This is a genomic window from Microbacterium sp. HA-8 (assembly GCF_046111165.1).
Lineage (GTDB): Bacteria > Actinomycetota > Actinomycetes > Actinomycetales > Microbacteriaceae > Microbacterium.
In genome coordinates this window covers 2,044,147-2,070,335 of record NZ_CP162025.1, presented here as the reverse complement: position 1 = coordinate 2,070,335, position 26,189 = coordinate 2,044,147, and the positions used below count along the sequence as shown (strand labels likewise).

Below are 26,189 nucleotides of genomic sequence, written 5' to 3'. Positions count from 1 at the left end.
ATGCCGCAGCCCGCACGGGTCCGCAGCATCCACTCTTCGTCGTTGTCGCTCAGGCGGCGACGGGCACGCCGGCCGGTGTCAGCGACGCCTCTTCGGCCGCGCCCTTCTTGTGCACCCACTTCTTGAGGGCGACGACCACGAGGGCCGAGACGACGACGCCCGCGACGATCGAGACGACGAAGCCCCAGAACGGATTGATCGCGAAGAACACGAAGATGCCGCCGTGCGGGGCCAGGGACGAGACGCCGAAGGCCATGCTGAGCGCGCCGGTGACGGCACCGCCCACCATCGAGGCGGGGATGACGCGCAGCGGGTCGACCGCCGCGAACGGGATCGCGCCCTCCGAGATGAACGCGGCGCCCAGCAGCCATGCGGCCTTGCCGTTCTCACGCTCGACGGGGTTGAACAGGCCGCGCGCCATGACGGTGGACGCGAGTGCCATCGCCAACGGGGGCACCATGCCGGCGGCCATGACCGCGGCCATGATGAGGAAGGGCGTGCCGTAGATGTCGCTCGTCGAGGCGGCGGCCAGACCCGTCGTGGCGAAGGTGTAGGCCACCTTGTTGACCGGTCCGCCGAGGTCGAAGCACATCATGAGGCCGAGGATCACGCCCAGTCCGATGATCGACGCGCCCGTCAGGCTGTTCAGCCAGTCGGTCAGGCCCACCATGAGCTGCGCGATCGGACGGCCGAGGAAGAGGATCATCAGGCCCGACGCGACGATCGATCCGATCAGCGGGATGATGACGACCGGCATCAGGCCGCGCAGCCAGCGCGGGGCGGGCAGGCGCCCCAGCCACCAGGCGATGAAGCCGGCGAGCACACCGCCGATGAGGCCGCCGATGAAGCCCGCGTTCATGAGCACGGCCACCGCACCCGCGACGAAACCCGGCGCGATACCCGGCCGGTCGGCGATCGCGAAGGCGATGAAGCCCGCGAGCACCGGCACGAGGAACCCCATCGATGTGGCGCCGATCATGAAGGCCACCGAGCCCAGATACTGCCCCAGCGGCCCGAGCGGCGAGGTGATGTCCTCGGTGGGCAGGTCCCACAGCGAATTCTGGATGATCACGGTCGCCGCGTTCGCGGTGACCTCGTAGCCGCCGAGCAGGAAGCCGAGCGCGATCAGCAGTCCGCCGCCGGCGACGAACGGGATCATGTACGACACGCCCGTGAGCAGCCAGCGCTTGATGCGCGCGCCCACCGATTCGGTCGCGGCGGCGCTCGTGGCGGCCTGTGCCGTGCCGGAGACGCGCTCGGCCTTCGGATCCTTCGCGGCTGCGACGGCCTCGGCGATCAACTTGTCGGGCGAGTCGATGCCCCGCTTGACGCTCGTGCGCACGACCGGCTTGCCGGCGAAGCGCTGCGGCTCCCGTACGTCGACGTCGACCGCGAAGATCACGGCGTCGGCCGCGGCGATGACGTCGGCGGGCAGCGCCTGGTATCCGCTCGAACCCTGGGGCTCGACCACGAGGTCCACCCCGCTCTTCTTGCCCGCGGCGGTCAGCGCGTCCGCGGCCATGAAGGTGTGGGCGATGCCGGTGGCGCACGCGGTGACGGCGACGATGCGGGTCCGCTCCCCCGCGTCGGCCGGGACCGTCGCGGCGGGTGCAGGGTCCGCGGCAGCGGCGGGGGCGGATGCTGTCGGCACAGCATCCCCTTCGCCGATCGCCCCGCGCACCACGGCGACCGCCTCGTCGGTCGTGGTCGCGGCGCGTAGGGCGGCGGTGAAATCGTCGTCCATCAGGCTGCGGGCGAGCTTGGACAGGACGGCAAGGTGCGCCTCGGCGGCCGTATCCGGAGCCGCGATCAGGAACACGAGGTCGGCCGGGCCGTCGTCGGCGCCGAACGCGACACCGGGCGAGAGCCGTGCGAACGCGAGCGAAGGCTCGGTCACGGACGCGCTCTTGGCGTGCGGGATCGCGATGCCGCCGGGCAGCCCGGTCTCATCCTTCTCCTCCCGCGCCCACGCATCGGCGTAGAGCTGGGCGGCATCGGTCGCGCGGCCCTGCGCGACCACCCGCTCGGCGAGCGCACGGATGACCGCCTGCTTGTCGGTGCCGAGCGGCTCGTCCAGACTGACGAGCTGCGGGGTGATGGTGTTAGACACGGTCGACCTCCTCTGGTCGTGGTGTTCCGGCCCGCACGCCGGCGTCGGCGAGCGGGGTGACGGCGACGGTGCCCGCGGGCAGGTCGTCGGGTGTGGGGATCTGGGTGCCGGGCAGGGATGCCGCAGCCGCGCCGTAGCGGATCGACGATCGCAGACGCGATTCGGGTGTCGCATCCGACGCGAGATCGGCGAGCAGGTAGCCCGCGAGCGAGCTGTCGCCCGCCCCGACGGTGCTCGCGACGCGGATGCGGGGCGGGATGCCGACCCACGCGCCGTCGGAGGTGGCGAGCACCGCGCCCTCGGCGCCCAGGGTCACCAGGGCGGCGCCGACCTTCGCGGGAACGATCGCGCCGGCGATGCGCAGCACCTGCGCGCGGAGGTCCGTGCCGTCGTCGAGGGTCGCGCCGGCGAGTTCGGCGAGTTCCTCGTCGTTGGGCTTGATCAGGTCGGGCGCGCCGTGCTCGACGACGGCGCGCAGCGGCGCGCCGGAGGTGTCGACCGCGACGCGGGGCGATCGGTCGCCCCAGCGCGCGCGCACGGCGCGGATGACGTCGACGTAGAAGTCGGCACCGGGACCGGGAGGCAGGGACCCCGCGAGCACGAGCCAGTGGGCACCTGCGCAGGAATCGACGACCGCCGCGATGATGTCGGTCGTGTCGGTCGCCGAGAGCATCGCGCCCGGCAGATTGAGCTTCGTGGTGGTTCCCGCGGGGTCGGTGATGGCGATGTTCGCGCGGCTATGTCCCGCGATCGGCACCGCGAGGTGCGGGATCCGCGCCGCCCGCAGTGCCGCGACGTACGGGTCGTCGTCGGCGAGCGGCAGGACGGCGGTCGTCGCGACACCGGCCGCCGCGACCGCTCGCGAGACGTTGATTCCTTTGCCCCCGGCATCCTCTCGCAGCGAGAGCGCCTGCTGCACCTCGCCCGGAGCGAGCGGCGCCTCGAGCGCGATCGTGCGGTCGAGGGAGGGGTTGGCCGTGAGGGTGACAATCATGCGGTCCAGACCTCCACGTCGGCGGCGTCGAGCGCCTCGATGAGCGACGGCGGCAGCGGGGCGTCCGTGACGACGACGTCGACGTCGGCGATGCGCGCGAACTGGACGAGGTACTCGTCGTCGGCCTTGGTGGCATCGGCGAGGACGATCACCCGACGGGCGGCCGAGACGATCGCATGCTTGACGGCCGCCTCTTCGGGGTCGGGCGTACTCAGCCCGAACTGCGCCGAGAATCCGTTCGTGCCGAGGAAGGCGATGTCGGGACGAAGTCCCTCGATAGCCCGCACGGTGCTCGATCCGACCGCGGCGGCGGTGAGGCCCCGCACGCGTCCTCCGACGATCGTCACGGGCAGGTCCTCGCGCGCACCGAGCTCGAACGCGATCGGAACCGAGTGGGTGACCACCTCGACCCGCCCGCCCTCTTGGCCGAGGTGTGCGGCCAGCTCACGGGCGAGGGCGGCGGTCGTGGTGCCGGCGTCGATGTAGATGGATCCTTCGAAACCGTCCGGCAGGGCCTCGAGCGCGCGGGCGGCGATGCGCTGCTTCTCGGTGCTGCGCACCATGTCGCGCTCTCCCACGGCGGTCTCGACGGTGCTGGCACGACCCGCCGCGACGGCGCCGCCGTGCACGCGCCGCAATGCCCCGGAACGTTCGAGGGAGTCGAGGTCGCGGCGCACCGTCTCGGTGGTGACGCCGAACTCACGGGCGAGCTCGACGACCGAGACCCGGCCGCGTGATGTCAGCTGGCGCTCGATCGCGCCCTGGCGCTCCGTTGCGTACATGTGGCCTCTTCCTCAAGGATTGCCCACACGTTACAACAGAGATCAACAGAAAACAACACTCGACCGCGCGGCCGACTGCCCGAGCATCAGTCAGACGATCACCGCCAGTCCCGCGGCGTCGGCGGACAGGAACGAAGGCGTCCGACGTACCGCGCGGGAACCGGCCGCAGCCGGGAGGAGGCGACACCCGAAAAGGAGACAACAAAAAAGACCCCCGGATCTCGAGGGTCTTACTTGCTGGGGTACCTGGACTCGAACCAAGAACAACGGAACCAGAAACCGCCGTGTTGCCAATTACACCATACCCCATGGGGTGTCGACCGAAGCCGTACCAAGGGTCAAGTCTAGACGATGCTCACGGCATCGGCCAAACCGACCCGGCCCGCCTCAGCCCGCGAGGTGGTCGACCAGGGCCCCGAGCCGACGCACCGACTCGGCCTTGCCGAGCAGCTCCATCGACTCGAAGAGCGGCGGCGACACGCGGCGGCCCGTGATCGCGACACGCGGCGGCCCATAGGCGATTCGCGGCTTGAGGCCGAGGTCGTCGACGAGCGCGGAGGCGAGGGCGGCCTGGATCGCCGCGGCCGTGAACTCGGAATCGGGCACGACCTCGATCGCGCCGACCGATGCGACGAGCACCTCACCCGCGTTCGCGGGAAGCCCCTGCAGCGCGTCCTCGTCGTAGACGACGTCGTCCACGAAGAGGAAGCCGAGCATGCCCGGAACCTCGCCGAGCATCTGCACGCGCTCCTGCACGAGCGGAGCCGAGGCGGCGATCGTCGCGAGCTGAGCCTCGGTCGGGGGCTGGGCGATGAACCCGGCCTCGGCCAGGTAGGGCGCGATACGCGCCGCGAAATCGGCGGGCTGCAGCATCCGGATGTGATCGCCGTTGATCGACTCCGCCTTCTTCTGGTCGAAGCGGGCGGGGTTCGGGTTGACGTCGACGATGTCGAACGCGGCGATGAACTCCTGGAGCGAGAAGACGTCGCGATCGGGAGCGATCGACCAGCCGAGGAGCGCGAGGTAGTTCAGCAGCCCTTCGGGAACGAAGCCCTTCTCCCGCTGCAGGAAGAGGTCTGCGCGCGGGTCGCGCTTGGAGAGCTTCTTCGTGCCGTCGCCGAGTACGAGCGGCATGTGCCCGAACCGGGGGATGAAGCTCGTCACCCCGGCCTCGATGAGGGCACGGTAGAGGGCCAGCTGACGCGCCGTCGAGGGCATGAGGTCCTCGCCACGCAGCACATGCGTGATACCCATGAGCGCGTCGTCGACGGGGTTGACGAAGGTGTACAGCGGCACTCCCCCGGCCCGCACGATCACGAAGTCGGGGAACGACCCGGCGGGAAAGGTGACCTCGCCGCGGATCAGGTCGGTGTAGGTGACGTCCTCGTCGGGCACACGCAGCCGCCAGGCCGGCTCCCGCCCCTCGGCGCGGAACGCGGCCTTCTGCTCGTCGGTGAGGTGACGGTCGTGGTTGTCGTATCCCAGCTGCTTGGCGCGCCCGGCGGCCTCGTTGCGCGCATCGATCTCGGCGGCGGTGGAGTAGCTCTCGTACACGGCGCCCGCCGCGATGAGCTTCTCGAGCACGCCGGCGTAGATGTCGTGCCGCTGCGACTGCCGGTACGGCTCGTGCGGGCCGCCCTTCTCGACACCCTCGTCCCAGTCGATCTCGAGCCAGGTCAGGGCGTCCAGCAGCTGGCGGTAGCTCTCTTCGCTGTCGCGGGCAGCATCCGTGTCCTCGATGCGGAACACCATGGTGCCGCCGTGGTGGCGCGCGTACGCCCAGTTGAACAGCGCCGTGCGCACGAGGCCGACGTGGGGCAGACCCGTCGGCGAGGGGCAGAACCGCACGCGCACATCGGCGCCGGTCGCGGTCGTGGTGGGATACGAGGTCTCAGACATACAGGGCTCAGTCTAGTTGTGGCGCCCCGCTCCGCCCGGTCGCGGCATCCCCGCCGCCTCGCGCGCGCGGCAGCCGCGTACACATCTGCGGACAGAATCGCTCGACACGCCGCAGGTGGGCCGCACTCACCGGCGTGTCACGCCCCCGGTCCGCAGTTGTGCACGCCCGGAGTCGCACGGCCGGCCGGGCGGCCGGGTGAGAGGCGGTCAGGGGGTGGATGCCGGGGGCCGGGCGGTCGGGCGCGTCAGAGGCAGCAGGGCCACGACGACAAGCACGGCGGCCATCGCCACCACCGCCAGCCCGCCGTACCCGATCGCTCCGAGGACGAAGCCCGCGCCGATCGCCCCGACGCCGCCGACGAGGTTCATGATGAGGTCGCTGCGGCCCTGGCGACGTGTGCGCAGGCGCTCGGCGGATGCCTCGGTCAGCAACGCGGATCCCGCGACCGTCGCGGCGCTCCAGCCGAGCCCCAGCAGCACGAGGGCGATCCCGACCGCGAACGGCGCGTCGGCGCCGAGCCAGGCCACGAGGAGGGAGGCGAGCAGAATCGCCTGGCCGAGCAGGATCACCCGCACACGGCCGAGCTTGTCCGCGAGGATGCCGAACACCGGGCTGAGCGCATACATGCCCGCGATGTGCAGGCTGATCGTCAGCCCGATCACGGTCAGCGAGGCGCCGTGATGCTGCAGGTGCACGGGCGTCATCGCCATGACGGCCACCATGACGCCGTGGCTCGCCGCGATCGCGATGATGGCGAACAGCGCGACGCGGGGGCGATCATCGTGCGCGATGGGGGCCGCTCCCCCGCCCCGCGCCTCGCGCCCGAGGCGGTCGGCGAGCACCAGAGGATCGGGGCGCAGCATCCCGAGGTACAGCGCGACCGCCGCGACCTGGGCGACGATCGTGAAGACGTAGGGGCCGGTGAGCGTCGGCATGCCCAGAGCCCGCCCGATCGCCTCGCCGGGCCCCACGAGGTTGGGCCCGAGCACCGCACCGATCGTCGTCGCCCAGACCACGAGCGAGAGGTCGCGGCCTCGGGTGCGGTCGGTGGCGAGGTCGGCGGCGGCGAACCGGGACTGCAGATTGACCGCGGTGCCGGATCCGACCAGCAGGAAGCCCAGCAAGAGCACCGGGAACAGGGACGTCGCCGCCCCGCCGATCACGACGAACACGCCCGCGAGGGCCATCAGCATGCCGGTGGTGAGCGAGATGCGCCTGCCCCGGCGGCGCGCGAGCGCCGCGAGGGGTACGGCAACGGCCGCGGATCCCAGCGTGAGAGCGGCGGTCGCAAGGCCCGAGAGCGCGTCGTCCCCCGAGACTGCGGCGGCCAGGAGCGCTCCCAGCGAGATCGTCGTGCCCGCGGCCAGTCCGCCCAGCACCTGCCCGGCGGAGAGCACGAGCACCGTGCGGCGCTGGATGCGCGCGATGTCGGCGGGCGCGCCCGCGGCGATCGTCATCGCGCGACGCCGACGGGGCGCATCAGGCGTTCCGCACCGAGTTGCGCAGGGTGCCGAGGCCTGTGATCTCGATCTCGATCTGGTCGCCGGCCTCGAACGGGCCGACGCCGGCCGGGGTGCCGGTGAGGATCACGTCACCCGGCAGCAGCGTGAACGCCGCCGAGGCGTAGGCGATGATGTCGGCGACCGAGTGGACCATGTCCGTGAGGGGCGCGTCCTGCGTGATCGTTCCGTTCAGACGCGAGGTGAGCCGCGCACCGTCGAGGTCGAACTCGGTCTCGATGGCGGGGCCCAGCGGGCAGAAGGTGTCGAAGCCCTTGGCGCGCGCCCACTGACCGTCGCTGCGCTGCAGGTCGCGGGCCGTGACGTCGTTGGCGATCGTGTAGCCGAAGACGTGATCGAGCGCGCGCTCGACGGGCACGTTCTTGCCGACCCTGCCGATGACGACCGCGAGCTCCCCCTCGAAGTCCGTGCGCCGCGACTGCGACGGGCGCACGATCGCGTCGCCGGGCCCGATCACCGCGGTGTTGGGCTTGAGGAACAGCAGCGGCTCGGCCGGCGCCTCGTTGCCGAACTCGGCCGCGTGGTCGTGGTAGTTGCGCCCGACGCACATGATCTTGGAGCGCGGGATCACGGGCGCCAGCAGCGCCGCCTGAGACAGCGGAACACGTTCGCCGGTCGTCTCGAGCCCCGCGAACAGCGGGTCGCCCGAGAGGACGACGAGGTCGGTGTCGTCGACGATGCCGAATCGGATGCTGTCGTGATGGCTGAACCGTGCGATCTTCACCCGTTCACCCTACGGCGCCGGTCAGGCGTCGAGGCGCAGCAGCCAGTTGTGGGTGTCCTCACGGCGCCCGTACTGGATGTCCGTGAGCTCTTCGCGCAACGACAGGGCGAGGTCGCCCGTCGGCTGCTCGTCGAAGAAGTCCTTGCCCTTGAGCAGACCGATCGGGGTGACCACGGCGGCCGTGCCGCAGGCGAACACCTCGACGATGTCGCCCGAGGCGACTCCCTCGCGCCACTCGCCGAGCGACACCGCGCGCCCCTCGACCCTGTGCCCGCGGTCGCGGGCGAGCTGCAGGATCGAATCGCGCGTGATCCCCTCGAGGATCGACGGCGACTCGGGGGTCACCAGAGTGCCGTCCTTATAGACGAAGACGACGTTCATGCCGCCAAGCTCCTCCACATTGCCGTCGGCGTCGAGGAACACCACCTGGTCGCACTCGTTCTCGTAGGCCTCGGACTGCGGCAGCAGCGAAGCGGCGTAGTTGCCGCCGGTCTTGGCCGCCCCCGTGCCGCCCTTGCCGGCTCGGGCGTAGTCCTCGCTCAGCCAGATCGACACCGGCTGCACGCCGCCCTTGAAGTAGGCGCCGGCGGGCGAGGCGATGACGTAGTACGCGACCTTGTGCGCGGGGCGTACGCCGAGGAACGCCTCTTTCGCGAACATGAACGGCCGCAGGTACAGGCTCTGGTCGGCGCCTGAGGGCACCCAGTCGCCGTCCACCGCGATGAGTGCGCGCAGCGACTCGATGAAGTACTCCACGGGCAGCTCGGGCAGCGCCAGGCGCCTGGCCGACCGCTGCAGGCGCCGGCCGTTCTGGTCGGGGCGGAACGTGTGGATCGAGCCGTCGGCGTGACGGTAGGCCTTGATGCCCTCGAAGATCTCCTGCCCGTAGTGCAGCACCGCCGCCGCCGGGTCGAGACTGATCGGGCCGTAGGGCTGCACGCGCGGGCGATGCCAGCCACCGCCGACCGACCAGCAGATGTCGACCATGTGGTCGGTGAAGCTCGTGCCGAAGCCGGGGCTGGCGAGGATCTCGGCACGGGCGGCCGGGCTCTTGGCCGCGAGGTTCTTCGCGACGGCGAACTCGAGGGGCGCGAGTCCGGCGTCGGGATCGGAGTCGATGAGGGTCATGTCAGTCCTGCCGGTAGAAGAGGTGGGGACGCCGCCGCGCCGCCCGCGGGCTCCAGGTTACGCCTGCAGCCTCGCGGCGATCGCGTCGCCGACGGCGCTCGTCGTGCGGACGGAGCCGGTGCGCTCCGCGATGTCGGCCTCGACCGCTCGGGTGACGCGGGAGGCCTCCTCGGCGAGGCCGAGGTGATCGAGCAGCAGCGCGACGGAGAGGATCGCCGCCGTCGGGTCGGCTTTCTGCTGCCCGGCGATGTCGGGAGCCGATCCGTGCACCGGCTCGAACATCGAGGGGAAAGCGCCGCCGGGATTGATGTTGCCCGAGGCCGCAAGTCCGATTCCTCCGGTGATCGCACCGGCCAGATCGGTCAGGATGTCGCCGAAGAGGTTGTCGGTGACGATCACGTCGAAGCGAGACGGGTTCGTCACCAGGAAAATCGTGGCCGCGTCGACGTGGAGGTAGTCTACGGCCACGTCCGGGTGCTCCTGCGACACGGCGCCGACGATCCGCTGCCAGATGGCCCCCGCGTGCACGAGCACATTGGTCTTGTGCACCCACGTCAGCCGCTTCGAGCGCTTCTCGGCCAGGTCGAACGCGTGACGGACGACCCGTTCGATGCCGAACGCGGTGTTGACCGACACCTCGGTGGCGACCTCGTGCGGCGTGCCGCGTCGCAGCGCGCCGCCGTTGCCGACGTAGGGGCCCTCGGTCCCCTCGCGCACGACGATGAAATCGATCTCGCCGGCGTCGGAGAGCGGGCCCGGCACCGAGGGATACAGCTTCGACGGGCGCAGATTGACGTAGTGGTCGAGCTCGAACCGCAGCTTCAGCAGCAGCCCGCGCTCGATGTTCGCGTCCTTCAACCGTGGGTCGCCGGGAATCCCGCCGACCGCGCCGAGGAGGATGGCGTCGTGCTCTTTGATGGCGTCGAGATCGGCATCGGTGAGAGTCTCCCCCGTCTCGAGGAAGCGCCCCGCGCCGAGAGAGAACTGCGTGCTCTCGACACTCACCGCAGAGGTCGCGACGGCGGCATCCAGCACCTTCTGCGCTTCGGCGATGACCTCGGGACCGATGCCGTCACCCGGAATGACGGCCAGTTTGACGACGCGCGACATTGTGCTGCAGCTCCTGGGGATGGATCCGATGGGATCCCCCCAGAGTAGTGGCCGCGATGACCGCCGCGAGCACGATGAGGGCGGCGCCGATGAGCGACGTGATCACCACTCCCCCGTCGAAGGCGTGCGCCGCGGCCTCGCGCAGGGCCTGACCGACCGCGGGCTCGAGTCCCTCGGCGGCGTTCATCGCCCCGGCGAGCGTCTCGCGTGCGGCGAGGGATGCCGACTCCGGCAGCCCCGCGGGAAGCTCGAGCGTCGCGCGGTAGAACGCGGTCAGGATGCCGCCCATGACGGCCGTGCCGAGCACCGCTCCCATCTCGTATGCGGTCTCTGAGACGGCGCTCGCCGCTCCCGCCTTGTCGGCGGGCGCGCTCGAGAGGATGAGCTCGTTCGAGACGGTCTCGGCCATGCCGATACCGGCGCCGAGCGCCATGAACGCGAGGATCAGCATCCCGAGGCTCTGCGCGTCGGTCGTGAGGGCGACGATCAGGTACCCGGCGATCGACAGCGAGAGTGCCGCGGGCACGAGCACCCGCGCGGGCACACGGCGAGCGATCGGCACCACGACCAGGCCCGCGGTGATCATCACCGCAAGTCCTGGCAGCAGCGCGATACCGGCGTCCATCGGGCTCAGCCCGAGCACGAGCTGGAGGTGCTGCGCCACGAAGTAGAGGAACCCGACGAGCCCGATGACGCTGAGCAGATTGACCAGCACGGCCCCGCTGAACGTGCCACGGCGGAAGAGCGCCATGTCGAGCATGGGGCTCGGAGCGCGCAGCTGACGTCGGACGAAGAGGACGCCGCCGAGCACGGAGGCGCCGAGCAGCCAGAGCGCGGGTCCCTCGAAACCGTCGACCGCGAGCGATTTGATCGCGTAGACGAGGGGAACCATCGTGGCCAGCGAGAGAGCGATCGAGACCGGGTCGATGCGGCCCGGACGAGGGTCGCGGCTCTCGGGGATCAGCAGCGGTGCCGCGATGAGCAGCGGGATGAGCACGGGCACGGCGAGCAGGAAGACGGATCCCCACGCGAAGTGCTCGAGCAGGAAACCTCCGACGATCGGGCCGAGCGCCATGCCTGCGCTGAAGCCCGCGGCCCAGACCGCGATCGCCAGGCGCCGCTGCTCTCGATCGCGGAAGATGCTGCGCAGCAGCGACAGCGTCGACGGCATCAGCATCGCGCCGAAGACACCGAGCCCCGCGCGGGCGGCGATGAGGAGCTCGGCGGTGGGGGCGAACGCGGCGAGGATCGACAGCATCCCGAACCCCGTCGCCCCGATCAGCAGCAGGCGCCGTCGACCGAAGCGGTCGCCGAGGGTGCCCATCGTCACGAGCAGGCTCGCCAGCACGAGGGGATAGGCGTCGATGATCCACAGCTGCTGCGCGCTCGTCGGCGCCAGGTCGAGGGCGATCTGCGGCAGCGCGAAGCTCAACACCGTGTTGTCGACCGAGACCAGCAGCACCGGCAGCATCAGCACCGCGAGCGCGGCCCAGGCACGCCAGCCGACCCGCTCGTCGCGAGGGGTGATGCGGGGGGTGTCGAGAGTGTGCAGTGCCATGATTCCGTCGTTCGTTCCTAAACCGTCCAGTCGGTATAGTAACAGGATGCTGCCATCCGGTCCACCCGCGCCGTCCCAGATACGATCGACCCCATGAGTCGCCCTCCCCGTGCCCGCGAGAGCGTGCTCGACGCCTTCGAGTCCCTCGTGATCGACGAGGGCGAGCGCTCGGCGACGCTCGACGCGACCGCCCGCGCCGCCGGCGTCTCCAAGGGCGGACTCCTGTACCACTTCGCCTCGAAGGAGGCGCTCGTGGAGGGGCTCCTGCAGCGACTGCGCGCACTCTCGGCCGACGACATCGAGCAGATCAAGAGCTCGCCGGAGGGTCCCGTCGCGGCCTTCATGCGCACGTCGATCATGACCGGATCGCCTCTGGACCGTGCGATCGTCGCCGTGTCGCGCCTGGCGCAGAACGGTCACCCCTCGGCCGGCGCCGCGATCCGCGAGCTGCGCATCCTGTGGGAGGACGCCCTCCGCCCGCACGCGCGCGACGAGACCGCCCTCCAGCTGATCATGCTCGTCAGTGACGGGCTGTATTTCAACAACGCCCTCACGGTGGGGTCCGTGTCGGGCCCCGTGCCCGAGGGCGAGGAGCTGAACGCGCTCATCGCGCTCGTGGAATCCTCGACGGGGCGCTGAGCCCCGGCATCCCGGCTCGCTCGGCGGTGCGGCCGCGCGGGGCCACGGCGGCGCACCACGCCGCGCCGCGCGACGCCGAGACCCACTTCTTGCAGCGAGCCACCACGCGTCGTGTGGTGGCTCGCTGCAAAAGTGGTGGTTCGCGGCTAGAACGGCGCCGGCGACACCCGCGGGACGGCGACGCCCGCGGGATCGGCTCGCGCCGGTCAGGCCTCGGTGATCTCGATCCGCTGGAACAGGTCGGCCCCCACCGTGCGGTGCAGCTCCTGCAGGATCTCGTCGGGAACCTGCTTGTCGACCGTGAGCACCGAGAGTGCGCGACCCGTCGCGTCGGGGTGCGCGACCTGAAGGCTTTCGATGTTGATCTGCGCGTCGCCGAGCTTCTTGCCGTAGATCGCGACGATCCCGGGGCGGTCGGCGTAGCGCATCACGACGTGGTGGCGGGCGATCGGCACCTCGATCTCGTAACCGTCGATCGCGACGACCTTGGGCACCATCCGGGTGCCCGCGAGCGTGCCGGCGACGGTCAGGACGCTGCCGTCGGAGAGCGAGCCGCGCAGGATGGTGATGTTGCGGTACAACGGGCTGTCGGCTTCGACGATCATGCGGGTCTCGATGCCGCGCTGCTCCGCGAAGAGAGGCGCGTTGACGTACGAGACGTTCTCGCTGACGATGTTCGTGAAGATCCCCTTGAGGGCCGCCAGCCGGTAGACGCTCACGTCGTACGCGGCGAGCTCGCCGCGCACCTCGATGTCGAGGCTCGTGAGGGCGCTCGGGGCGAGCGCGGCGAAGAACTGGCCCAGCTGCTCGACGAGGGCGATTCCGGGGCGCACGAAGGGATCGATGACGCCGCCGGCGACGTTGACCGCGTCGGGCACGAGGTCGCCCTCGAGCGCGAGCTTGACCGAGCGGGCGACGGACACGCCGGCCTTCTCCTGCGCCTCCTCGGTGCTCGCGCCGAGGTGCGGTGTGACGACGACGTTCGGCAGATCCAGCAGGCGCCGGGCGGGCGAGTCCTCGGTCGGCGGCTCGCTCGAGAACACGTCCAGACCGGCGCCCGCGATCTCGCCGGTCGTCAGGGCCATGTAGAGCGCGTCCTCGTCGACGAGGCCGCCGCGCGCGACGTTCACGACGAAGGCGGTGGGCTTCATGGCCGACAGCTGCGCGGCGCCGATCATGCCGGCCGTCTCGGGCGTCTTGGGCATGTGGACCGTGATGAAGTCGCTCTCGCGGACGAGGTCGTCGAGCGAGAGCAGCTCGACCTGCAGGTGCTGCGCCCGCGCCGGGGTGACGTAGGGGTCGAATCCCACGACGCGCACGCCGAAGGCGCGCAGCCGCTCGGCCACGAGCGCGCCGATGCGTCCGAGGCCGACGATGCCGACGGTCTTCTCGTACAGCTCGGTGCCCGTGAACGAGCTGCGCTTCCACGCGCCGCCCGCCAGCGAGGCGTGCGCGGCGGGGATGTGCCGGGCGAGGCTCAGGATGTGCCCCACGGTCAGCTCGGCCGCCGAGATGACATTCGATGTGGGGGCGTTGACGACCATGACGCCGGCGGTCGTCGCGGCCTTGATGTCGACGTTGTCGAGTCCGACGCCGGCGCGGGCGACCACCTTCAGCGAGGGCGCCGCGGCGAGGGCCTCGGCATCGATCTTGGTGGCCGAGCGCACGAGCACGGCCTGCGCGTCGGCGAGGGCGGCAAGCAGCGCGGGCCTGTCGGTGCCATCGACGTTGCGGACATCGAAGTCGGGCCCGAGAGCGTCGATCGTGGCGGGAGAGAGTTCTTCGGCGATGAGGACGACGGGCTTCGTCACGGAGCGGTCCTTCGGGTAACGCGGCCGGGCGAACGAGGCGTCGCGGCGCAGGGCGGTGCGGGAGATCGCCGCGCCGCACACCGTGGGGGCGAGGCTTTGAAAGCCTATCGGCTCACCGCGCCGACCCGGCGCCGCATGACGGCGTGCGACAGCATCCACTCACGCTCGCGGGGGCGATGGATGCTGTCAGCCGATGACCGCCGCCGTGTTCAGGCTCGTGTAGGCGACGACATTGAGCCAGAACACGCCCACCAGCCCGAGGCCCGCGAGGAGCACGAGCGCGTAGGTCGCGCTCCCCCGCCGCCAGGACAGCGCGAACGCCGCGCCGAAGACGAGGGCGGGGAAGACGATCGCGAAGATCCAGATGAACCAGCCGAGGGCGTTGAGCGAGACATCCACCGCCGACGCCGCCTGCACGGAGCCGGCCAGATTGCCGATCGCCTGCCAGATCGCGTACGCGTAGAACAGGGCGAAGACGCCTCCGATGCCCGCGAGCACGGGAACGGGCGTCGAGGGACGGGATGCCGGGGGTCCGGCGTCGGCCGTGGTCATGCGCCCACCGCTCCGATCATGATGAAGGGCCACGGCACGAGCAGCAGCACACCCGCGACGAGCCAGAGGCCGCGCACCCAGGCCCGCGAGCCTCTCGTGGCGAACAGGACGGTGCCGAACCAGATCAGCGGCGCGGCCGTGGCGACCCACAGTGCGCCCTGATACATCGCGTCGGTGACGAGCACCTGGTAGCGCCCCTGCAGGCGGAGGCCCCCGATGAGCCAGCCGATGGCGTAGAGCAGATAGATGCCGCCGAGCACGCCGACGGCGACGAGCGCGGCGCTGCCGGCGGCGGGACGGGCGTCCTCGTCGTCGGTCTCGACGGGGTCCGCATCCGGCGCAGGCGTGACGTGTCCGTCCCCGTCGCTACCCCTTCCCACGGCGTTCCAGCCCTCCGGGAGGCGTTCGGAGCGGGCCTCCCGGGCGGGGGCTTCTGCGGTGTCGGGGCCACCCGTCACGAGCGTCGGGTCATCGTCGCCCCAGCTCAGGGCGTCGTCGTCGCGGGGGGTGCTCACCGCTCCAGCGTACGCCGAAACGAAGACCCGGCCGCCGCCGCCCCGGGTGGGGGCCGCGACGACCGGGCATGAGCCGTGCCTGTGGTGCGGACGGCGGTCTGTGGGGTCAGCGCGCAGCGCTGCCCTCCGTGATCGCGAAAGCGATCACCATCGGGTGCCGGTGGACACGCCGAGGTCAGCGCGCAGCGCTGCCCTCCGTGATCGCGAAAGCGATCACCATCGGGTGCCGGTGGACACGCCGAGGTCAGCGCGCAGCGCTGCCCTCGGTGTAATCGGCGTCCTGCTGCTTCCAGGCGAAGAGGGCGCGCAGCTCACGACCGACCTCCTCGATGGGGTGCTGGGCACCCTTCTCGCGCAGGGCGAGGAACTCGGGAGCCCCGGCATCCTGGTCGCCGATGAAGCGCTCCGCGAACGCGCCGGAGCGGATGTCGGCGAGGACGCCGGCCATGTTCTCCTTCACGTGCGGGTCGATCACGCGGGGGCCCGAGACGTAGTCGCCGTACTCGGCCGTGTCGGAGACCGACCAGCGCTGCTTCGCGATGCCGCCCTCCCACATGAGGTCGACGATGAGCTTGAGCTCGTGCAGCACCTCGAAGTACGCGATCTGCGGCTGGTAGCCGGCCTCGGTCAGGGTCTCGAAACCGTACTGGACGAGCTGTGAGACACCACCGCAGAGCACGGCCTGCTCGCCGAACAGGTCGGTCTCGGTCTCTTCGGTGAAGGTCGTCTTGATGACACCCGCGCGGGTTCCGCCGATCGCCTTCGCGTATGACTTGGCGATGTCCCAGGCCTGGCCGGACGCGTCCTGCTCGACGGCGATGATGTCGGGGATGCCGCGGCCCGCGACGAACTCGCGACGCACGGTGTGGCCCGGGGCCTTCGGCGCGACGAGGATGACGTCGACGCCCTCGGGCGCCTGGATGTAGCCGAAGCGGATGTTGAAGCCGTGCGCGAACGCGAGGGTCTTGCCCGGGGTGAGCTTGTCCTTGATCTGGTCGGCGTAGATCGAGCGCTGGTGCTGGTCGGGCGCGAGGATCATGATCAGGTCGGCCCACTCGGCGGCGTCCGCGACGGACTTGACGGCGAAGCCGTCCTCCTCGGCCTTCGCGATCGACCTCGAGCCCTCCTTGAGGGCGATGGCGACCTCGACACCCGAGTCGCGCAGGTTCTGCGCGTGGGCGTGGCCCTGCGAACCGTAGCCGACGATCGCGACCTTCTTGCCCTGGATGAGCGCGAGGTCGGCGTCTGCGTCGTAGAAGATCTCTGCCATTATTCCGTGGTTCTCCTTGTTTGCGGATCTTGGGGTTGTGGAGCCGCGCTCAGCCGCGCAGCACGCGTTCGGTGATGCTCTTGCCGCCGCGGCCGATGGCGAGCAGGCCCGACTGGGCCAGTTCCTTGACGCCGAACGGCTCGACCGCCCGGAGGAACGCGTCGATCTTTCCGTGATCGCCCGTCACCTCGATCACGAGCGCGTCGGTGGAGTAGTCGACGACCGAGGCGCGAAAGAGGTTGACGACCTCGATCACGTTCGATCGTGTCGCGTTGTCGGCGCGGACCTTGACGAGCATGTGCTCGCGCTGGACGGATGTCGAGAAGTCCAGCTCGACGATCTTGATGACGTTGATGAGCTTGTTCAGCTGTTTGGTCACCTGCTCGAGGGGCAGTTCGTCGACGTCGACCACGACGGTGATGCGGGAGAGGCCGGGCACCTCGGTCACACCGACGGCGAGGGATTCGATGTTGAACCCGCGCCGCGCGAAGAGTCCCGCGACGCGCGTCAGCAGGCCGGGCTTGTCTTCGACGAGCAGGCTGAGAACGTGCTTGCTCATGATCAGTCCTCCTGCTCGAACGCCGGCGCGTGCTCACGCGCGTACTGGATGTAGCTGTTGCTGACGCCCTGCGGCACCATCGGCCACACCATGGAGTCCGCACTCACCACGAAGTCGATGACCACCGGTCGATCGTTGGTCTCGAGGGCGAGCCTGATGGCAGCATCCACCTCTTCGGGCTTCTCTACCCGGATCGCGAGGGCGCCGTAGGCCTCCGCGAGCTTGACGAAGTCGGGGATGCGTGCGCTGGCGTGGCCCGTGTTGAGGTCGGTGTTGGAGTAGCGGCCGTCGTAGAACAGCGTCTGCCACTGGCGCACCATGCCCAGCGAGGAGTTGTTGATGATCGCGACCTTGATCGGGATGTTGTTGATCGTGCAGGTTGCGAGCTCCTGATTGGTCATCTGGAAGCAGCCGTCGCCGTCGATCGCCCAGACGACGCGCTCGGGTTCGGCGACCTTGGCCCCCATCGCCGCCGGCACGGCGTAGCCCATCGTGCCCGCGCCGCCGGAGTTCAGCCAGGCATTGGGGCGCTCGTACTTGATGAACTGCGCCGCCCACATCTGGTGCTGACCCACGCCCGCGGCGAAGACGCCCTCGGGGCCGGTGAGCTCGCCGATGCGCTGGATGACGTACTGCGGTGCGAGCAGGCCGTCGCTCGGCTCCGTGTAGCCGAGCGGGAACTCATCGCGCAGCCCGTCGAGGAAGGACCACCAGTCCGAGATGTCGGGCTTGGCTGCCCCCGTGACGCCCGAGAACGCCGCGTCGAGGTCGACGAGCACGTCCTTGAGGTCGCCCACGATCGGCACGTCGGCCGCGCGGATCTTCGAGATCTCGGCCGGGTCGATGTCGACGTGCACGACCCGCGCGTTCGGGGCGAACAGCGCGGCCTTGCCGGTGACGCGGTCATCGAAGCGGGCGCCGAGCGACACGATGAGGTCGGACTCCTGCAGAGCGAGCACCGCCGGAACCGTACCGTGCATGCCGGGCATGCCCAGATGCTGCGGGTGCGAGTCGGGGAACGCGCCACGGGCCATGAGCGTCGTCACGACGGGCGCGCCGGTGGACTCCGCGAGGCGGCGCAGCTCCGCCGCGGCGCGTGCCCGCACGACCCCGCCGCCGACATACAGGACGGGCTTCTGCGCCTCGGTCAGCATCTGGGCCGCGGCCTGGATCTGCTTGCCGTGCGCCTTGGTGACCGGGCGGTAGCCGGGCAGGTCGATCTTGGGCGGCCAGATGAAAGGCGCCTCGGCCTGCTGCGCATCCTTGGTGATGTCCACGAGAACCGGTCCGGGCCGGCCGGTGCCGGCGACCTCGAATGCCGCGGCGATCGCACCCGGGATGTCTTCGGCGCGCTTGACCAGGAACGAGTGCTTCGTGATCGGCATCGTGATACCGACGATGTCGGCCTCCTGGAACGCGTCCGTGCCCATCAGCGTGCTGAACACCTGCCCCGTGATCGCGACGATGGGCATCGAGTCCATGTAGGCGTCGGCGATCGCGGTGACGAGGTTGGTCGCGCCGGGACCGGAGGTCGCGATGGCGACCCCGATCTTTCCGGATGCCGCGGCGTATCCCTCCGCGGCGTGTCCGGCGCCCTGCTCGTGTCGCACCAGGATGTGACGCAGGGCGGTGGAGTCCATGAGCGGGTCGTAGACCGGAAGGATCGCGCCACCCGGCAGGCCGAAGACATCGGTCACTCCGAGCAGCTCGAGCGAGCGGACGACCGCCTGGGCCCCCGAGAGCACAGGCGCGGACGCGGTGCGAGCGGGCGGCCGAGGCACGGCCGTTGCGGTTTCGGCGGGCATGGTGAGGATCCTTGTGTGTCGATAGCGGTTGTCTGTGCGTCGGGAGGACCGACGGATGCCGCGACCCGCGAGGGACGCGGACTACCCCGTGACCGCGCCCTCCGCAGCGGAGCGCACGAGCTTGGAGTACTTGGCCAGAACGCCTCGGGTGTAGCGCGGGGGCAGGGGCTCCCAGCCCGAGCGGCGGGAGCTCAGCTCTGCGTCATCGACGAGTAGGTCGAGAGTGCGAGCCGCGATATCGACCCGTATCAGATCACCATCGCGCACGAAGGCGATAGGACCTGCGTCCACCGCTTCGGGTGCTATGTGGCCGATGCAGAGGCCGGTTGTGCCGCCTGAGAATCGTCCGTCCGTCAAGAGTAGTACATCTTTTCCGAGACCCGCGCCCTTGATCGCCGCGGTGATCGCGAGCATCTCGCGCATTCCGGGCCCGCCCTTGGGACCCTCGTAGCGGATCACGACGACATCCCCCGCGGCGATCACGCCCGCCTCCAGCGCATCCATGGCCGCCCGCTCGCGCTCGAACACGCGGGCGGGACCCTCGAAGACGGCGGCGTCGAAGCCGGCGGTCTTGACCACGGCGCCCTCGGGCGCGAGCGAGCCATGCAGGATCGTGATGCCGCCGGTCGCGTGGATCGGGTTGTCGAAGGTGTGGATCACGGTGCCGTCGATCGGGTCGGGGTCGATCTCGGCGAGGTTCTCGGCGACCGTCTTGCCCGTCACGGTGAGGGCGTCGCCGTGCAGCAGACCCTCGTCGAGCATCGCCTTCATGATGACCGGGATGCCGCCGTGACGGTCGACGTCGTTCATGACGTACTTTCCGAACGGCTTCATGTCGGCCACGTGCGGCACCTTGTCGCCGATGCGGTTGAAGTCGTGCAGGTCGAGGTCGATCTCGGCCTCGTGGGCGATCGCCAGCAGGTGCAGGACGACGTTGGTCGAACCGCCGAGGGCCATCGCCAGCGCGATGGCGTTCTCGAACGACTCCTTGGTGAGGATGTCGCGGGTCGTGATGCCCCGGCGGAGAAGATTGACCACGGCCTCGCCGGAGCGGTGAGCGAAGTAGTCGCGGCGGCGGTCTGCCGACGGCGGCGCGGCGGAGCCCGGCAGGCTCAGCCCCAGCGCCTCGGCGACGGACGCCATCGTGTTGGCGGTGTACATGCCTCCGCAGGCGCCCTCGCCCGGCGCGAACGCGCACTCGATGCGCTTGAGGTCGGCCTCCGACATCTTCCCTGACAGGCACGCGCCGACGCCCTCGAACGAGTCGACGATCGTGATGTCCTTCTCGGTGCCGTCCGAGAGCTTGACCCAGCCCGGGGCGATGGATCCGGCGTAGAGGAACACACTGGACAGACCCAGGCGCGCGCTCGCCATGAGCATGCCCGGGATCGACTTGTCGCAGCCCGCCAGGAGGACGGTGCCATCGAGCCGCTCGGCCTGCACCACCGTCTCGACGGAGTCGGCGATCACCTCCCGCGAGACGAGCGAGAAGTGCATACCTTCGTGCCCCATGGAGATGCCGTCCGACACCGAGATCGTGCCGAACTGCAGCGGATACCCGCCGCCCGAGTGCACACCCTCTTTGGCGCCTTGCGCGAGGCGGTCGAGGCTGAGGTTGCAGGGGGTGATCTCGTTCCAGCTCGACGCGATGCCGATCTGGGGCTTCTCCCAGTCCGCGTCGCCCATGCCGACGGCGCGGAGCATGCCGCGGGAGGTGGTGGCTTCGATGCCGTCTGTCACAACCCGGCTGCGGGGCTTGATGTCGACGGGCGCGCTGGATGACGGGTCGGTGCTGGCCATGCCCCGAGTCTATGACCGAGCGGCGATGCGCAACCGCGCGAGTGCGGACAACACACCGGCGAGTTCTTTGGCGTCGGCCACGCGGAGAGTCGCCGCGGTCTCACCCTCGCCCACTCGGATGCCGAGGTCCGCGTCACCGAGGCTCGCCAGAGCGTCCTCGTCCGTGACGTCGTCCCCCGCGAAGACGACCGCCGTGGCCCCCGTCTGCTCGCGCAGCTGCGCGACTGCGGAGTCCTTGCCCTCGTGCCGCCACGCGAATTCGAGGATGTCGCGACCCGAGCGGCGCCGCCAGTCCGGTGCATGCCGCGCGACGATGTCGTCGACCGCGGCGGCCGCGGCGGCGGCATCCGTCGGGGAACACAATCGGGTGTGCAGCCCGAAGCCGAAGGCCTTGTGCTCGATCCACGCGCCCTCGATGTGCTCGACGGCGCGCTCGGCCGCCGCGCGCAGCGCCTCGGAGTCCCCGGCGTGAGGATTCTCGCTCGACGCGAGGGCCTCGGCCGTCCCGGAGTCCTCGTGCCGCGCCGAAGTCCTCGCCTGGGACCCCGCCGCGTCGGCGTCGAAACCCTCGGGATGCCGGAACTCCGCGCCGTGGGATCCCGCGAGGTGCACGGGCGACCCCGGCTCGTACTCCGCGATCACCGCGAGGTCGGCGAGGGTGCGCCCGGAGACGAAGGCGACCACGGTGTCGGGAGCCGCGGCGAGCTCGCGGACGGCGGTCGCGGACTCGGGAAGCGCGCGCGCCGACATCGGCTCGTCGGTCAGGGGCGCGAGCGTGCCGTCGAAGTCGAGGGCGATGAGCAGCCGCTCCGCGCCGGCGACCTTCTCGAGGGCGACCGCGATGTCATCGGGCAAGGAGGCGTGGTCGTGGCTCACGCGGTCGCCTCCGCCCGGGTGCGCGCCTGATCGAGGGCGGCGAGGAAGCTGCGCGACCAGGCGTCCACGTCGTGCTCGAACACCCGGCGGCGCAGGGATCGCATGCGTCTGCCCTGCTCGGCACCGGGCATCTCGATCGCCCGCATGATCGTGTCCTTGAGCCCGCCGATGTCGTGCGGGTTGATCAGCAGCGCGCTGCCGAGCTCATCGGCGGCACCCGCGAACTCGCTGAGGACGAGCACGCCGCGGTTGTCCAGGCGCGCGGCCAGATACTCCTTGGCGACGAGGTTCATGCCATCGCGCAGGGCGGTGACGAGCATGACGTCGGCGGCGAGGAACAGGGCGACCATCTCCTCGCGCGGATAGCCGTGGTGGAGGTATCTGATCGCCGTGTGCCCGACGCTGTCGAACGTGCCGTTGATGCGGCCGACCGTCAGCTCGATCTCGTCACGCAGCTGCGCATAGGCCTCGACGCGCTCGCGGCTCGGGCTCGCGACCTGCACGAGGGTGACGTCGCTGACGTCGAGGCGGCCGTCCTCGAGCAGCTCGCCGAACGCCTTCATGCGGTGGCGGATGCCCTTGGTGTAGTCGAGCCGGTCGACGCCCAGAAGGATCTTGCGAGGATTGCCGAGCCCCTCGCGGATCTCCCTCGCTCGCGCCTGCACCTCCGGTCGACGGGCGATCTCGGCGTAGGACTCGGCGTCGATCGAGATGGGGAACGCCTTCGCGAGCGCTGTGCGGGTACCGCCGCCGGGCACGGGCACGGTGATGCCCGACGCCTTGGTGTCGTAGCGCTGCTGGCGGCGCACCGCGCGGGCGAAGTTTCCGGCATCCGCCACCCGCTGGAATCCGATGACGTCGGCGCCGAGCAGCCCCTCGAGCACTTGCCGCCGCCAGGGCAGCTGCGAGTACAGACCGTATGCCGGAAAGGGAATGTGGTGGAAGTAGCCGATCGTCACATCGGGGCGCAGCTCGCGCACCATCTTGGGCACGAGCTGCAGCTGGTAGTCCTGCACCCAGACGGTGCCGCCCTCGGCGACCACCGCGGCCGCGGCCTCGGCGAAGCGCTGATTGACGCTGACGTACGCCTCCCACCACACGCGGCGATAGCGCGGGGCGGCGATGACGTCGTGGTAGAGCGGCCAGATCGTGTCGTTCGAGAAGCCCTCGTAGTAGAGCTCGACGTCGTCGGCGGTGAGCGTGATCGGCACGAGGTGCGTGCCCTCGAAATCGAAGGGCTCCAGTTCGAGATCGGGCTTTCCTGCCCACCCGACCCATGCGCCGTCGGCGCGCTTCATCACCGGCTCGAGGGCGGTCACCAGACCCCCGGGCGACCGGCGCCACTCGCCGTCCCCTTCGGCGCGATCGACGGGGAGCCGGTTGGCCACGACGACGAATTCGGCGCGATCGGGAAGACTGTCGGTGCTCACGGGGGCCTCTCACGGGGCGTCGGGTCGGGCGATGGGGCCTTTCCAGGCTACCCGGAGCCGCCGAGGACCCGAGGGGACTTGCGCCCCCGGCCGGCGATTGTCAAGGCTGCTGCAGCCCGCGGGTGACGCAGTAGCGTGGGGCCATGCGCAAGTACCTCTTCGGCACCGGCATCATCACGGCCTTCACGGGCGGGATCACCCTGCTGCGCTCCGCGCGCGAGGGCGAGTTCACCTGGCGCACCGCCCTGGCGTGGCTCAGCTGGGGTATCTCGCTCTCACTCGCGATCGGCTCGATCGTCGACACCCGGCGCGCGACCCGCGGCCGCCCGATCGCCGACGACTCCCCCGTGCACGGCAAGGAGCAGAAGCTGCTGAAGAAGCGCCTGCGCTCCTGAGCAGGCCGCCTCACGCCGTGCTCAGCGCGTGAGAATCAGCGCCTCGCCCTGCCCGCCCCCGCCGCACAGGCCCACCGCCGCCGTGCCGGTCCCACGGCGGACCAGCTCGTGCACGGCGTGCACGACGAGCCGCGCACCCGACGCACCGATGGGGTGACCGAGCGCGATGCCGCCGCCGTGGATGTTCACGACGTCGTCGTCCAGGCCCAGATGGCGCTGGGATGCTGCCACCACGGCACCGAACGCCTCGTTGATCTCGACCAGGTCGAGATCTCGCGGGTCGAGGCCCTGCTTCGCGCACGCGCGCTCGATGGCCCGAGCGGGCTGCGCCTGCAGCGAGTTGTCGGGTCCGGCGACCTGACCGGAGGCGCCCACCGCCGCCAGCACCCGCCAGCCGTTGTCGTCGGCGTGCGCGCGCGTCGTGACGACGACGGCCGCCGCCCCGTCGGAGATCTGCGACGCGTTGCCCGCCGTGATCGAACCGCCCTCGGCGAACGCGGGACGCAGCCGCGCGAGCGTGTCCGCCGTGGTGTCGTCGCGGATGCCCTCATCGGCCGTCAGCACGAGGGGCTCGCCCCGGCGCTGCGGCACTTCGACGGGCACGATCTCGGCGTCGAAGATTCCCGCATCACGAGCGGCGGCCGCGCGCTGATGCGAGCGGGCGGCGATGTCATCCTGCTCTGCACGCGTGATCTCGAAACGCGGGTTGTGTCTCTCGGTCGACGCTCCCATGCTGTCGCGGTCGTAGGCGTCGGTGAGACCGTCGTGCGCCATGTGGTCGAGCACCTCGACGCTGCCGTACGCCCAGCCCTCGCGGGAATCCATCAGCAGGTGCGGGGCACGCGTCATGGACTCCATGCCCGCGGCGACCACGACGGTCGCGTCGCCGGTCGCGATCATGCGCGCCGCGTCGATGACCGCCGTGAGACCCGACAGGCACACCTTGTTCACCGCGACGGCGTGCACGTCCCAGCCGAGCCCCGCGCCGATCGCCGCCTGCCGCGCCGGATTCTGACCGGCTCCCGCCTGCAGCACCTGGCCGACGATGACGGCGTCGACCGCATCCGCCGGAACTCCGCCGCGCTCGAGGGCGCCTTTGATCGCGAGCGAGCCTAGCTGGACGGCGGTGAACGGCGCGAGTCGGCCCTTCAGACGCCCCTGCGGTGTGCGCGCGGCGGCGACGATGACGATGTCGGCGGTGTTCATACCGTCGCCGCCCGCAGTGCCGGCGAGATCGTCAGCCGCGGCTCGGTCGCCGCGATGACCTCGTCGACGGTGACGCCCGGGGCCGTTTCGACGAGCACGAGCCCCTCGTCCGTGACGTCGATGACGGCGAGATCCGTGATGATGCGGTCGACGACGCCGCGCCCCGTGAGCGGCAGCGAGCATTCGTCGACGATCTTGGCCGACCCGTCCTTCGCGACGTGTTCCATCAGCACGATGACACTCGCCGCGCCGTGCACGAGATCCATCGCGCCGCCCGGCCCCTTGACCATCTTTCCGGGGATCATCCAGTTGGCGAGGTCTCCCCCGCGCGAGACCTGCATCGCGCCGAGGATGGCCGCGTCGATCTTGCCGCCGCGGATCATCCCGAAGCTCGTGGCCGAGTCGAAGTAGGAGGCCCCGGGCAGGGTCGTGACGGTCTCTTTGCCGGCGTTGATCAGGTCGGGATCGACGGCGGCCTCGCTCGGGTACGGACCCACGCCGAGGATGCCGTTCTCGGACTGCAGCACCACGGTGATCCCCTCGGGCACGTGATTGGGCACGAGCGTCGGCAGGCCGATGCCGAGGTTGACGTACGAGCCGTCCGAGAGCTCGGCGGCCGCGCGCGCGGCCATCTCATCGCGGGTGAGTGCCATGGTCATTCTCCTGTTCCCGAGCCCGGCGAGGGCTCGCGCGGCGGCGACACGGTGCGTCGCTCGATCCGCTTCTCGATGCCGGTGCCGACCTCGACGACGCGGTGCACGAAGATCCCCGGCAGGTGGATGCCGTCGGCATCGAGTTCGCCCGGCTCCACGAGTTCTTCGACCTGGGCGATGCACACGCGCCCCGCCATCGCGGCGAGGGGGTTGAAATTGCGCGCGGCCTTGTTGAAGACGAGGTTGCCGTGACGGTCGCCCCGCACGGCGTGGACAAGCGCGAAGTCGGTGGTGATGCTCTCCTCCAGCACGAATTCGCGGGAGCGACCGTCCCGCTCGAAGGTGCGGACGTGCTTGGGCGGCGAGGCGAGCGCGACACCTCCCGCGCCGTCGTAGCGCTGCGGCAGCCCGCCCTCGGCGACCTGCGTGCCGACGCCGGTCTGGGTGTAGAACGCGGCGATGCCCGACCCGCCGGCGCGCAGCTTCTCGGCGAGCGTGCCCTGCGGCGTCAACTCGACCTCGAGCTCGCCGGAGAGGAACTGGCGCTCGAACTCCTTGTTCTCCCCCACGTACGACGACGTCATCTTGCGGATCCGCCGGGCACCCAGCAGCACGCCGAGGCCCCAGTCGTCGACGCCGCAGTTGTTGCTGACGATGCTGAGGTCGGTGGTGCCCTGCGCGAGCAGGGCCTCGATGAGGGCGATGGGGTTGCCCGAGAGCCCGAATCCCCCCACCGCCAGCGTCGCGCCGTCCGGGATGTCGGCGACGGCCTCGTCGGCGGTGGCAACCTGCTTGTCGATCACTCGTCACTCCTTCGTGTGCGGTTCATCCAGCGTGCTCCTGTCGGTGCCG

Annotated in this window: 23 protein-coding genes and 1 tRNA gene; 2 read left to right on the top strand and 22 right to left on the bottom strand. The window is 70.4% G+C overall.

The annotated features are described in order from the left end of the window. Positions 1-49 precede the first annotated feature (49 nt). The 10 genes from AB2L57_RS09820 to AB2L57_RS09775 form a co-directional block, all read right to left on the bottom strand. Positions 50-2,110 (bottom strand): fructose-specific PTS transporter subunit EIIC, encoded by a 2,061-nt coding sequence (locus AB2L57_RS09820; RefSeq protein ID WP_409046979.1) that lies wholly within the window; start codon positions 2,108-2,110, stop codon positions 50-52. Continuing rightward, positions 2,103-3,104, bottom strand: a complete 1,002-nt coding sequence (locus AB2L57_RS09815) for a 1-phosphofructokinase family hexose kinase (RefSeq protein WP_292815122.1) — start codon at positions 3,102-3,104, stop codon at positions 2,103-2,105. Before AB2L57_RS09815 ends, AB2L57_RS09820 begins: the two co-directional genes overlap by 8 nt. Beyond that, positions 3,101-3,886, bottom strand: coding sequence for a DeoR/GlpR family DNA-binding transcription regulator (locus AB2L57_RS09810; RefSeq protein WP_292815120.1), 786 nt, complete (start codon positions 3,884-3,886; stop codon positions 3,101-3,103). The genes AB2L57_RS09815 and AB2L57_RS09810 overlap by 4 nt, the downstream gene beginning before the upstream one ends. Before the next feature lie 237 nt (positions 3,887-4,123). Next, positions 4,124-4,195, bottom strand: a tRNA-Gln gene (locus AB2L57_RS09805). A 78-nt stretch (positions 4,196-4,273) separates the two neighbouring features. Beyond that, positions 4,274-5,785 carry a glutamate--tRNA ligase gene (gene gltX / locus AB2L57_RS09800; protein WP_409046978.1) on the bottom strand — a complete coding sequence of 504 codons (1,512 nt, stop codon included), beginning with the start codon at positions 5,783-5,785 and terminating at the stop codon, positions 4,274-4,276. A gap of 207 nt (positions 5,786-5,992) precedes the next feature. Continuing rightward, complete coding sequence (locus AB2L57_RS09795; protein ID WP_292815090.1) at positions 5,993-7,243, bottom strand: MFS transporter; 1,251 nt, start codon at positions 7,241-7,243, stop codon at positions 5,993-5,995. 22 nt (positions 7,244-7,265) lie between these two features. After that, a complete protein-coding gene (locus tag AB2L57_RS09790; protein ID WP_409046977.1) occupies positions 7,266-8,030 on the bottom strand; it encodes a fumarylacetoacetate hydrolase family protein in 765 nt (254 codons plus the stop codon). A gap of 21 nt (positions 8,031-8,051) precedes the next feature. Then, positions 8,052-9,158, bottom strand: coding sequence for a branched-chain amino acid aminotransferase (locus AB2L57_RS09785; protein WP_409046976.1), 1,107 nt, complete (start codon positions 9,156-9,158; stop codon positions 8,052-8,054). Positions 9,159-9,215: 57 nt separating this feature from the next. Next, complete coding sequence (locus AB2L57_RS09780) at positions 9,216-10,268, bottom strand: 3-isopropylmalate dehydrogenase (protein ID WP_292813869.1); 1,053 nt, start codon at positions 10,266-10,268, stop codon at positions 9,216-9,218. Beyond that, positions 10,231-11,826, bottom strand: coding sequence for an MFS transporter (locus AB2L57_RS09775; protein WP_292813867.1), 1,596 nt, complete (start codon positions 11,824-11,826; stop codon positions 10,231-10,233). The genes AB2L57_RS09780 and AB2L57_RS09775 overlap by 38 nt, the downstream gene beginning before the upstream one ends. Before the next feature lie 93 nt (positions 11,827-11,919). Here AB2L57_RS09775 and AB2L57_RS09770 point away from each other — a divergent pair, with 93 nt between their 5' ends. Then, positions 11,920-12,465 carry a TetR/AcrR family transcriptional regulator gene (locus AB2L57_RS09770; RefSeq protein WP_292813863.1) on the top strand — a complete coding sequence of 182 codons (546 nt, stop codon included), beginning with the start codon at positions 11,920-11,922 and terminating at the stop codon, positions 12,463-12,465. A gap of 206 nt (positions 12,466-12,671) precedes the next feature. On the opposite strand, the gene serA is transcribed toward AB2L57_RS09770, so the two are convergent. The 9 genes from serA to AB2L57_RS09725 all read right to left on the bottom strand — a co-directional run bounded on the left by serA (position 12,672) and on the right by AB2L57_RS09725 (position 23,083). After that, positions 12,672-14,276, bottom strand: coding sequence for a phosphoglycerate dehydrogenase (serA, locus tag AB2L57_RS09765; RefSeq protein ID WP_409046975.1), 1,605 nt, complete (start codon positions 14,274-14,276; stop codon positions 12,672-12,674). A gap of 186 nt (positions 14,277-14,462) precedes the next feature. Continuing rightward, entirely contained in the window at positions 14,463-14,828 is a 366-nt protein-coding gene (locus AB2L57_RS09760; protein ID WP_292813857.1) for a bacitracin resistance protein, read from the bottom strand. Next, complete coding sequence (locus tag AB2L57_RS09755; protein WP_292813855.1) at positions 14,825-15,343, bottom strand: DNA polymerase III subunit gamma/tau; 519 nt, start codon at positions 15,341-15,343, stop codon at positions 14,825-14,827. Before AB2L57_RS09755 ends, AB2L57_RS09760 begins: the two co-directional genes overlap by 4 nt. A 244-nt stretch (positions 15,344-15,587) precedes the next feature. Beyond that, positions 15,588-16,613, bottom strand: coding sequence for a ketol-acid reductoisomerase (ilvC, locus tag AB2L57_RS09750; protein WP_409046974.1), 1,026 nt, complete (start codon positions 16,611-16,613; stop codon positions 15,588-15,590). Positions 16,614-16,662: 49 nt separating this feature from the next. Continuing rightward, complete coding sequence (gene ilvN / locus AB2L57_RS09745; protein ID WP_409046973.1) at positions 16,663-17,172, bottom strand: acetolactate synthase small subunit; 510 nt, start codon at positions 17,170-17,172, stop codon at positions 16,663-16,665. Positions 17,173-17,174: 2 nt separating this feature from the next. Then, positions 17,175-18,977, bottom strand: a complete 1,803-nt coding sequence (locus AB2L57_RS09740; protein ID WP_292813847.1) for an acetolactate synthase large subunit — start codon at positions 18,975-18,977, stop codon at positions 17,175-17,177. An 81-nt stretch (positions 18,978-19,058) separates the two neighbouring features. Next, on the bottom strand, positions 19,059-20,777 hold the full coding sequence (gene ilvD, locus AB2L57_RS09735; protein WP_409046972.1) for a dihydroxy-acid dehydratase: 1,719 nt from the start codon (positions 20,775-20,777) through the stop codon (positions 19,059-19,061). Positions 20,778-20,786: 9 nt separating this feature from the next. Next, positions 20,787-21,653 (bottom strand): trehalose-phosphatase, encoded by an 867-nt coding sequence (gene otsB / locus AB2L57_RS09730; protein ID WP_409046971.1) that lies wholly within the window; start codon positions 21,651-21,653, stop codon positions 20,787-20,789. Further along, positions 21,650-23,083, bottom strand: coding sequence for a trehalose-6-phosphate synthase (locus AB2L57_RS09725; RefSeq protein WP_409046970.1), 1,434 nt, complete (start codon positions 23,081-23,083; stop codon positions 21,650-21,652). The genes otsB and AB2L57_RS09725 overlap by 4 nt, the downstream gene beginning before the upstream one ends. Positions 23,084-23,226: 143 nt before the next feature. On the opposite strand from AB2L57_RS09725, the gene AB2L57_RS09720 reads away from it, so the two are divergent. Further along, complete coding sequence (locus tag AB2L57_RS09720) at positions 23,227-23,478, top strand: hypothetical protein (protein WP_292812062.1); 252 nt, start codon at positions 23,227-23,229, stop codon at positions 23,476-23,478. Between the two features lie 21 nt (positions 23,479-23,499). On the opposite strand, the gene AB2L57_RS09715 is transcribed toward AB2L57_RS09720, so the two are convergent. From AB2L57_RS09715 to AB2L57_RS09705, 3 genes are read right to left on the bottom strand one after another with little or no spacing between them, the layout of a single operon-like run. Beyond that, the gene (locus AB2L57_RS09715) at positions 23,500-24,684 is read right to left on the bottom strand and encodes an acetyl-CoA C-acetyltransferase (RefSeq protein ID WP_409046969.1); all 1,185 of its coding nucleotides are present in this window, start codon (positions 24,682-24,684) and stop codon (positions 23,500-23,502) included. Then, positions 24,681-25,337, bottom strand: a complete 657-nt coding sequence (locus tag AB2L57_RS09710; RefSeq protein WP_409046968.1) for a CoA transferase subunit B — start codon at positions 25,335-25,337, stop codon at positions 24,681-24,683. Before AB2L57_RS09710 ends, AB2L57_RS09715 begins: the two co-directional genes overlap by 4 nt. 2 nt (positions 25,338-25,339) lie before the next feature. After that, entirely contained in the window at positions 25,340-26,140 is an 801-nt protein-coding gene (locus AB2L57_RS09705; protein ID WP_409046967.1) for a CoA transferase subunit A, read from the bottom strand. Between the last annotated feature and the right edge of the window lie 49 nt (positions 26,141-26,189).